At 66.5% G+C, this 7,222-nt stretch carries 7 protein-coding genes and 3 pseudogenes; 6 read left to right on the top strand and 4 right to left on the bottom strand.

All coding sequences use genetic code 11. From position 1 onward, the window contains the following. From A9W96_RS28805 to A9W96_RS32995, 4 genes and pseudogenes are all read left to right on the top strand, one after another. Positions 1-271 (top strand): annotated as a pseudogene (locus A9W96_RS28805) (dihydrodipicolinate reductase); the annotation flags it as partial. A 23-nt stretch (positions 272-294) separates the two neighbouring features. Continuing rightward, positions 295-1,500: a MalY/PatB family protein gene (locus tag A9W96_RS28800; protein ID WP_067144575.1), complete on the top strand. Its 1,206-nt coding sequence runs from the start codon at positions 295-297 to the stop codon at positions 1,498-1,500. A gap of 108 nt (positions 1,501-1,608) precedes the next feature. Beyond that, complete coding sequence (locus A9W96_RS28795) at positions 1,609-2,514, top strand: haloalkane dehalogenase (protein ID WP_066871375.1); 906 nt, start codon at positions 1,609-1,611, stop codon at positions 2,512-2,514. Between the two features lie 120 nt (positions 2,515-2,634). Beyond that, a pseudogene (locus A9W96_RS32995) lies at positions 2,635-2,760 on the top strand (multicopper oxidase domain-containing protein); the annotation flags it as partial. Positions 2,761-2,808: 48 nt separating this feature from the next. Here the strand turns inward: A9W96_RS32995 and A9W96_RS28790 are convergent. Then, on the bottom strand, positions 2,809-3,234 hold the full coding sequence (locus tag A9W96_RS28790; RefSeq protein WP_066871372.1) for an SRPBCC family protein: 426 nt from the start codon (positions 3,232-3,234) through the stop codon (positions 2,809-2,811). Continuing rightward, positions 3,231-4,181, bottom strand: a complete 951-nt coding sequence (locus A9W96_RS28785; protein WP_067144574.1) for an NAD-dependent epimerase/dehydratase family protein — start codon at positions 4,179-4,181, stop codon at positions 3,231-3,233. Before A9W96_RS28785 ends, A9W96_RS28790 begins: the two co-directional genes overlap by 4 nt. Positions 4,182-4,288: 107 nt before the next feature. Here A9W96_RS28785 and A9W96_RS28780 point away from each other — a divergent pair, with 107 nt between their 5' ends. Continuing rightward, complete coding sequence (locus A9W96_RS28780; RefSeq protein WP_369830887.1) at positions 4,289-5,248, top strand: GlxA family transcriptional regulator; 960 nt, start codon at positions 4,289-4,291, stop codon at positions 5,246-5,248. A gap of 31 nt (positions 5,249-5,279) precedes the next feature. On the opposite strand, the gene A9W96_RS28775 is transcribed toward A9W96_RS28780, so the two are convergent. Further along, a complete protein-coding gene (locus tag A9W96_RS28775; RefSeq protein WP_067144573.1) occupies positions 5,280-6,008 on the bottom strand; it encodes a 3'(2'),5'-bisphosphate nucleotidase CysQ in 729 nt (242 codons plus the stop codon). A 106-nt stretch (positions 6,009-6,114) separates the two neighbouring features. On the opposite strand from A9W96_RS28775, the gene A9W96_RS28770 reads away from it, so the two are divergent. Further along, on the top strand, positions 6,115-6,744 hold the full coding sequence (locus A9W96_RS28770) for a hypothetical protein (protein ID WP_369827512.1): 630 nt from the start codon (positions 6,115-6,117) through the stop codon (positions 6,742-6,744). 57 nt (positions 6,745-6,801) lie between these two features. Here the strand turns inward: A9W96_RS28770 and A9W96_RS28765 are convergent. Further along, a pseudogene (locus tag A9W96_RS28765) lies at positions 6,802-7,222 on the bottom strand (acetyl-CoA C-acyltransferase); the annotation flags it as partial.

The following is a 7,222-nucleotide window of genomic DNA, read 5'->3' as shown; positions in this document are numbered from 1 at the left end:
CGTCGCCCCCGAGTGGCCCAAAGGGATTGGCGATCTGTCCTATCGCGTGATGATTTCCGGCGATCCGGACATCGACTGCACGCTGGCGGCGACGCTGAAAGATCCCGCGAAGGCGGGCATCGGTGGGATGACGTCCGGGGCGGGCGCCATGGTCGCCACCGCGATGCGTGTCGTCAACGCCGTGCCGTATGTCGTTGCCGCCCAACCGGGATTGCTCAGTTCGGTGGACCTGCCGTTGACGATCCCGCAAAAAGCGTTTGTCGGCGGGTAGGTCACGCCGGTTACTCTGCGGGCGTGACGGTTAATCCGCTCGAGGAACTCACCCTGGCCCAGCTGCGGCTGCGCACCAGCATGAAATGGCGCGCACATCCCGCCGACGTCCTGCCGCTGTGGGTCGCCGAGATGGACGTGAAATTGGCGCCGACGGTAGCGCAGGCGCTACGCGAGGCCATCGACGGCGGCGACACCGGATATCCCTGCGGCACCGCGCTGGCCGAAGCGGTCAGCGAATTCGCGGCGCGGCATTGGCAGTGGAACGATCTCGACGTGAGCCGCACAGCGCTGGTTCCCGACGTCATGCTCGGTGTCGTCGAGGTGTTGCGCCTGCTGACCGATCGCGGCGACGCGGTCGTCGTCAACCCGCCGGTCTACGCGCCGTTCTACGCTTTCGTCACCCACGACGGCCGTCAGGTGATCGAGGCGCCGCTGCGCGATGGGCGAATTGACTTGGGCGCCTTGGAGAATGCCTTTGTTCGGGCCCGTGCGGGGGCTCCCAGCGACGCGAAGATCGCCTATCTGTTGTGCAATCCCCACAACCCGACCGGATCGGTACACACCGCCGACGAACTGCGCGGGGTCGCCGAGCTCGCCCGGCGGTTCGGCGTGCGGGTGGTGTCCGACGAGATCCACGCGCCCGTCATCCTGCCCGGATCGCGCTTCACGCCCTTTCTCACCGTCCCCGGCGCCGAGAACGCCTTCGCTTTGACCTCGGCGTCGAAGGCTTGGAATCTGTCCGGTTTGAAGGCGGCCCTGGCCATCGCCGGACCGGAGGCGGCCGCCGACCTGGACAGGATGCCCGAGGAGGTCAGCCACGGGCCCAGCCATCTCGGCGTCATCGCCCACGCCGAGGCATTTCGCAGCGGCGCCGACTGGCTCGACGCGACCTTGCGGGGCCTCGACGAGAACCGGACATTGCTGGGCGAGCTGGTCGCCGAACACCTTCCCGGAGTGAAATACCAATGGCCGCAAGGCACCTACCTCGCGTGGCTGGATTGCCGGGAACTCGGTTTCGTCGAGGAGGCCGCCGACGGCCTTGCGGTGGTCGCCGACCTGTCCGGGCCCGCCCGCTGGTTCCTCGATCACGCGCGGGTAGCGCTCAGTTCCGGCCACGTGTTCGGAACCGGCGGAAACGGACACGTGCGATTGAACTTCGCCACCTCGCAAGTCATTCTGCGCGAGGCCCTGTCGCGCATGGGCCGGGCCTTGGCCGACGCGCGCTAGGCAATGGCGTTGTAGCCCTTTGGGCTCACCTCAATGAATCTGCTACTAGACGAACTCGCGCCGGCGAGAGAGGCTAGCAGAGGTGCCGGTTCACCGGAGGAGCTGAATATGCATGTGCTGCGAACCCCGGACTCCCGATTCGAAAACCTGGAGGACTACCCGTTCGTTGGGCACTACCTGGACGTAACCGCAAGTGACACTCGCCCGCTGCGCATGCACTACCTCGACGAGGGGACGATCGAAGGGCCGCCGATCGTGCTTTTGCACGGCGAGCCCACGTGGAGCTACCTCTACCGCACGATGATCCCTCCCCTGACCGACGCCGGGAACCGTGTGCTGGCACCCGATCTGATCGGTTTCGGCCGTTCGGACAAGCCCAGCCGGGTCGAGGACTACACCTACCAGCGGCACGTCGAATGGGTGACCTCCTGGTTCGAGCACCTCAACCTCAGGGACGTCACGTTGTTCGTGCAGGACTGGGGATCGTTGATCGGGCTGCGCATCGCCGCCGAGCAGTCCGACCGCATCGGGCGGCTGGTGGTGGCCAACGGTTTCCTGCCCACGGCGCAACGGCGCACCCCGCCCGCCTTCTATGCCTGGCGCGCCTTCGCCCGCTACTCCCCCGTGCTGCCCGCGGGCCGCATCGTCAGCGCCGGGACCGTTCGCCGGGTGCCGTCGAAGGTCCGCGCCGGGTACGACGCGCCCTTCCCCGACAAGTCGTATCAGGCCGGGGCGCGAGCGTTCCCTCGGCTGGTCCCCACCTCGCCCACCGATCCGGCGATCCCGGCCAACAGGAAGGCCTGGGACGCCCTCGGCCGCTGGGAAAAGCCGTTCCTCGCCATCTTCGGGGCCCGCGATCCGATCCTCGGGCGGGCGGACAGCGCACTGATCAAGCACATTCCCGGGGCCGCGGGCCAGCCACACGCCCGCATCAACGCCAGCCACTTCATCCAGGAGGACCGCGGGCCCGAACTGGCCGAACGCATCCAGTCTTGGCAGCAGGCCTGGCGCTGAAGCCGCCAGACCATGACCTTCGACAACCCACGGGTCGGATGGCGCTCGACGTGATCCGATCATGTCCATCTCAACCACTTTCAAGTCTTCGCGCAACAACAGACCCCCCGGCGCTGCGATCATGGTTGGAAGGACACCATCGACGTTGCACCGGCTGAAGCGGTGGAAGTGATCGTGCGGTTCACCGACTATCGCGGAACGTATCTGGTCCATTGCCACACCTCGAGCACGAGGACATGGCGATGATGGCCGACTTCGTCACGGTCTGAGTGGGTCCCGTGCGGGCAGACCGTGTCAGCTCCCAAACCGGCCGCGCATCAATGCCATTCCCTCGCTGTAGACCGAGCGCACCGCCGCTGCGGCATCGGATTCGTTGGCACCGACGGGGATGAAGGAGCCCACCCAACTCAGCGCGCACCTGTTCTCGCCGAGCGGATGCAAGGTGATGGTTGCCCGGTAATCGGCCACGGGAAACGGTCCGGTCATAATCATGGAGTAACGGGTTCGCCATTGCTCCTCGTCGATCTCGTCGAGCCGTTCGACCATGCACTCGCCATCGACCGTGACGGTGCGAAGCATCCCGATACCGGCCCCGCGGGTCCTGACCGTGCCGTCACGCGAGGCGACCAGCATCTCGACGAATCCGCCGAAATCGGCGACTAGCCTCCACACCTGGTGCACCGACGCACCCAGTTCGCAGCATTCGTGGACTTGCGTCATGATCGCGTTCCGCGAGCTGTCGCGATAGGGCCGCGCCCGTGGGAAAGGCCGTCATGCAGGATCTCGTCAAGCGCAGTCGGGGTCAGGCCGAACGTGTGCACAGTCTCCGAGGAATCCATCACGAACGGCTTTTGGAGCTGATACTGCATCTCGGGCAACTCGCGGACCACTTTGGAGCCCAACGCCGCCGCAGCCAGCAACCAGCCCGGCATGCGGCGGAGCTTGGGTGCGCCGACTCGAGCGCAGTCGGCCAATACCGTCGCCAACTGGCGCGGCGACACCGCGGGGTTGGTCGGAACGTGCCACGGTCGTCCCCAACTACGCTCGTCGGCGCCCGCAGCGACCAGAGCGCGCGCGGCATCGACGGTTCCGGTCCAGCTGTGTGGCGCATCGAGATCGGCCGGGAATAGTGCTGTTTTGCCGGCAAGCACCTTGGGCGCGACCATGATCGTGAACACCGAGATGGCGCCACGGCCGATGAAATCGCTGGCGCGGACCTCGGTTGCGCGGACCCGGCCGGCGTCATGCGCGGCCTTTGCCTGCATCCAGACTTCTGCGCGCAGTTCGCCTTTTATCGAGTTCGGTTTCAGCGGCGAGTGTTCGGTGATCGAGCCGGTCACGGGGCCGTAGCCGTACAGATTGCCCAACATCACGTAATCCGCCCCAGCCGCGATCGCGGCGTTGAGCATGCCGGAAGCGAGGGCGGGAAGGCGCGTGCGCCACAGGTGATACGGCGGGGCGGCGCAGTTGTAGAGGGTAGTGACCCCCTTGAGCGCACCCATCAACTCGTCGGTTTTCGACGCATCAACCGCGATCCGCCGGATCTGCGGATGGCTCGGACCGCTGCCGCGCCGGGTGATCAGCCGTACCTCATGGCCAGAGTCGGCGAGCAGCTCAGCGGTCGCTACACCCGCACCACCGGCTCCGACAACAACTTTCACGGACATGTTTCTCCTTCAGGGCATTGAAGTCCCACTATTCGTGCGGCCGGCTACACTGCGCTAGTGGCATAAATGCCACACTTAGGGAGGTTCTGGCCATTCATCACATTGCGGTGGTCGCCGTCCCACCGGTCGGTGCGTTCGAGCTATCGATCCCCGACCTGCTGTTCGGCGGCGTGCAGATCGATGGCCGCGAAGCCTACGCAGTCCGCGCCTGCACACCGGTGCCCGGACCGTTGGCCACGCGAGGTGGGTTCGACGTAATCGTCACCGGCTCACTGGAGGTGATCGGCGGCGCCGATACCGTTCTCGTTACCGGTACCGGCGCCCGCGACGAGGTCGCACCCGAACTGGTTTCGGTGTTGCAGGAGGCCGCAAGTCGCGGTGCGCGGATCGCGTCGATCTGCACCGGCGCGTTCGTCCTGGCTGCTGCGGGCTTGCTGGACGGGCGGTGCGCGACGACGCACTGGCGTTACGCCACGGAGTTGGCGCAACGCTATCCACACGTGCAAGTCCGACCCGAAGTGCTGTTCGTCGAAGACGGGCCCGTCGTAACGTCGGCCGGATTGGCCGCCGGAATCGACCTATGCCTGCACCTCATTCGCACCGATCACGGTGCGGCAGTTGCAAATACGATCGCACGCCTGGCCGTTGTTGCACCTGTGCGCCCCGGCGGGCAAGCGCAGTTCGTCGCCGCGGCGGTCCCTACGGCGGCCCCTGCCAGCTTGAGTCAGACCCGGGCTTGGGCCCTGACAAAGATTCAGGACAAGCTCACACTCGCCGATTTGGCTGATCACGCAAAGGTCAGTATTCGCACGCTTAATCGACGCTTCCGGGATGAAACTGGACTCAGCCCACTGCAATGGCTGCTGCAGCTGCGGATCGACCGCGCACGTGAACTCTTGGAGACTACCGATCTGCCGGTCGGGGTCATCGCCCACCGCAGCGGGCTCGGTTCCATTGATTCGCTACGCGACCATTTCATTCGCAAGACCGGTCTGACCCCAAGCGCCTATCGTGCTGCTTTCACCCACTCCCCCAAGCAAACAGGTAACGTCACGTCGCCAAAGTGACCGACTAAAGCGCATTTCCCAACGTCGACGCTCAACGGGTAACCGCGAGCACCGCTTCCGCGAGTTCGGGCCGGCAGACCACCAGATCCGGCAACTTCGGATCGGGTTGGTTGTAGGCCAGGGCGGAGCCGTCGATGCGAGAGGTGTGCAATCCGGCGGCCCGTGCCACCGCCACCGGCGCGGCGGAGTCCCATTCGAACTGGCCGCCGGCGTGCACGTACACATCGGAGAGCCCTTGCACGATCGAAGCGACTTTGGCTCCCGCGGAGCCCATTTCCACCAGCACCCCGTCCAGCGCATCCTTCACGTTCAGGGCGATCGCGGGGGGCCGGGTGCGCGACACCACGATGCGCGGCTTGCCCGGTACGGCGGGAGGCGAGGCGACGTCGGGAGTCGCCAGCGTGATGCCCTGCGCCGGCAGCGCCACGGCGCCGGCGACCAACTCACCGGCCTCCCAGAGCGCGACGTGCACGGCCCAGTCGTCGCGTCCCAGCTCGGAGAATTCCCGGGTGCCGTCCAGCGGATCGACGATCCAGACCCGGTCCGAGCGCAATCGCACCGGGTCATCGGCGCCCTCTTCGGAGAGCACGGCGTCACCGGGCCGCTCCGCGGTGAGCGCTTCCATCAGAAAATCGTGGGATCGCTTGTCCCCCGCGGCTTTCCGTTCAGCGGCTTCCGCGTGGGCGAATTCGTCTCGAACGCCGAGCAACAACCGACCGGCCTCGGTGGCCACCCGTGCGGCCAGATCATGGTCATTCATCGGCAACCCCGCGGAATCCTCAATATCTTGGTAGCGATGACCAACTTTACCCTGTCAGACGCGAAAACGGGCAGCAGCCCACCGGCAAAGTTTCACCCGTAATCTAATGAGCGTGAGCGGCAACGCCAACGTCCCATTATCGAGGCGGTTGCGGCACACCTCGCGGGGGCGACTGATCGGGGCCGGGATTGTCGCGGCCGCAGTGCTGGTCGGGGTCCTCGCCGTGGTGGGCGTGCAGCTGAGCCAGGGCCATCAGAGCGCGACGGCGCCCAGCACCCAGCCGCCGCCAGCGCCGGAGAGCTTCGCCATCCCGGGCTGCTATAACCCGTCCGTCCCCCCGGTCGCGCGTCCGAAGAAGCTCAACGTTCTGGGCTGCGCCAGTGTGGCCGTTGCGCTGCAGGACATGTCGTGGACGTCCTGGGGACCGCAGGGCGCCGACGGGACCGGCACGGCGGTGTTCAAGCTCTGCGACCCGAATTGCGCAACGGGGTCTCAGCTGACCGAACCGGTCGTCGTGCACGCCTGGAATCCGCAGCCGCCGCGCCGCGAGGCGATCTGCCAGTCCGGCTTGGAGATTTACGCCGACATGATCCTGGCTTTCCCCAAGGGCGTTCCACCACCGACCGTGCAGAAGATGAACACCCAGTACAACGGCGAGCCGGCCGTGCACTTCGCCAATTACTCGAGCGGCGACACGCGCGGCACCCAATTCATCGGCTACACGTTCTGCAATTAGCCGCTGACGGCTCAGATCGATGGGTGGCGACCAGCTTCGCTGACCTCGCGATCGCCGCTAGACCTCGATGACGACCGCGCCGCCCTGGCCGCCGCCGGCGCACATCGCCGCGACGCCGATGCCGCCGCCGCGGCGGGCCAGCTCGTAGGCCAACGTGGTCACCATGCGCGCACCCGAGGCCGCGATCGGGTGGCCGAGGCTGCAGCCGCTACCGGAGAAGTTCACCTTCTCCTCGTCGAGGCCGTATTCGCGGCAGGCCGCGATCGGGACGGAAGCGAACGCCTCGTTGATCTCCCACAGGGCGACGTCGCCCGGCGACAGGCCGGCCCGCTGCAGCGCCTTCCCGATGACCTTCACCGCACCCAGGCCGCAGTCCCGGGGTGCCACGCCCGCGGCGGCCCAGGCCTTGACGGTGCCCATCACGTTGAGCTTGTTGGCTTTGGCGTAGTCGCTGTCGACGAGCGCGACCGCGGCCGCG

Source organism: Mycobacterium sp. 1245852.3 (assembly GCF_001669335.1).
GTDB classification, from domain to species: Bacteria; Actinomycetota; Actinomycetes; order Mycobacteriales; family Mycobacteriaceae; genus Mycobacterium; species Mycobacterium europaeum_A.
Note: the sequence above shows the minus strand (reverse complement) of the source record. Positions and strands in the feature narration are given on the sequence as shown.

Excerpts from the sequence above, each read along its gene's own strand:
- A9W96_RS28795 (WP_066871375.1), top strand. The coding sequence starts at position 1,609 with ATGCATGTGCTGCGAACCCCGGACTCCCGATTCGAAAACCTGGAGGAC.
- A9W96_RS28790 (WP_066871372.1), bottom strand. The coding sequence starts at position 3,234 with ATGACGCAAGTCCACGAATGCTGCGAACTGGGTGCGTCGGTGCACCAG.
- A9W96_RS28785 (WP_067144574.1), bottom strand. The coding sequence starts at position 4,181 with ATGTCCGTGAAAGTTGTTGTCGGAGCCGGTGGTGCGGGTGTAGCGACC.
- A9W96_RS28775 (WP_067144573.1), bottom strand. The coding sequence starts at position 6,008 with ATGAATGACCATGATCTGGCCGCACGGGTGGCCACCGAGGCCGGTCGG.
- A9W96_RS28770 (WP_369827512.1), top strand. The coding sequence starts at position 6,115 with ATGAGCGTGAGCGGCAACGCCAACGTCCCATTATCGAGGCGGTTGCGG.